Origin of the sequence: Campylobacter sp. JMF_08 NE1 (genome assembly GCF_027737875.1) — a bacterium.
GTDB lineage: Bacteria > Campylobacterota > Campylobacteria > Campylobacterales > Campylobacteraceae > Campylobacter_B.
The window spans coordinates 1-1,311 of the sequence record NZ_JAOVUC010000015.1 but is presented as its reverse complement, the minus strand read 5'-3'; the positions used below and the strand labels follow the sequence as shown (position 1 = coordinate 1,311).

Genomic DNA, 1,311 nt, shown 5'->3' with positions numbered 1-1,311 from the left:
TCGCTCATTTCGACCTTGACTTCAATCTTATCTAAATACCCTTTTTTGCTTAGGACGATTTGATAATTTAGACTTAATCCTTCGATAGTCGATAAAACATGCTCTACTTGGCTTGGGAAGACATTTACGCCGTTTATGATAACCATATCATCGCTTCTTCCTACGATACTTTCGATCATACGCAAATTCCTGCCGCAAGGGCATTTGCCAGTTTTTATCGAAGTTACATCGCCAGTTCGGTAGCGAAGTAGCGGAATAGCTTCTTTTGTAAGCGTTGTTATGACTAACTCGCCTTTTTCTCCATCAGGCAAAACTTCACCTGTTTTTGGATCGATAATCTCAGGATAGAAGTGATCTTCAAAAATATGCATTCCTTCGCTTTTACCGCACCCTCCGGCGACACCGGGTCCTAAAATTTCACTAAGTCCGTAAATATCGTGATAATTTATCCCCCACGCTTCGGCAATAGCTTGTTTTAGAGCTTTGCTAGTCGGCTCAGCACCAAAAATTCCTGCTTTTAGCTTAAAATCTTTTTTAAGATCATAACCCAAAGCTTTGGCATGATCTGCTAAGTGCATAGCAAATGACGGAGTGCATGAAATCGCAGTCGCTCCAAAATCCCTTAAAAGCATAAGTTGGCGTTCTGTAAAGCCAGAGCTAGACGGCACGACAGAAGCCCCGACAGTCTCAGCACCATAGTGCGCTCCAAGACCGCCTGTAAAAAGCCCGTATCCGTAGGCATTATGCACGGTGTCGTTTTTGCCCACACCTGCCATAGTAAAGACCCTAGCCAAAACTTCGCACCAAATTTCTAAATCTTTTCTAGTGTATCCTACGACGGTCGGCTTACCGCTTGTGCCACTACTAGAATGAATTCGCACGACCTTTTTTTGCGGAACTGCAAAAAGCCCAAATGGATAATGATCTCGCATATCTTTTTTTGTCGTAAAAGGAAGCTTTGAAAGCTCGGAAATATCTTTGATTTCATCAAATTTAAGCCCAAGTTCGGCAAATTTTTTCTGTTAAAATTCAACCTTAGAAATCCTTTTTAAAAATTTGGCAAATCTTTTGTTTTGGATTTCTCTTAGCGTTTCTTTATCAACGATTTCGTTGATGGACCAGTATTTTGGCGTATCACTCATCTTAGCTCTCCATTGCTAGTTTTAAAATTTGTTTGTTTTTTTCGGCGACTTTTGGGTTAAAAATTTCGATTGCTTTGCAAATTTCATCATAAGAAAACGGAAAATTTGCTACATTTTTGATAACAATTCCTAGCATATAAACATTTAACCCGCCTATGTCAAATTCGCC

Annotated in this window: 1 protein-coding gene; it reads right to left on the bottom strand. The window is 40.0% G+C overall.

Annotated elements, in window-relative coordinates; all coding sequences use genetic code 11:
- Window positions 1-932: phenylacetate--CoA ligase family protein (locus tag OFN91_RS08225; protein ID WP_270873905.1), on the bottom strand; the 932-nt coding region annotated here is incomplete at its 3' end.
- Window positions 933-1,311 lie beyond the last annotated feature (379 nt).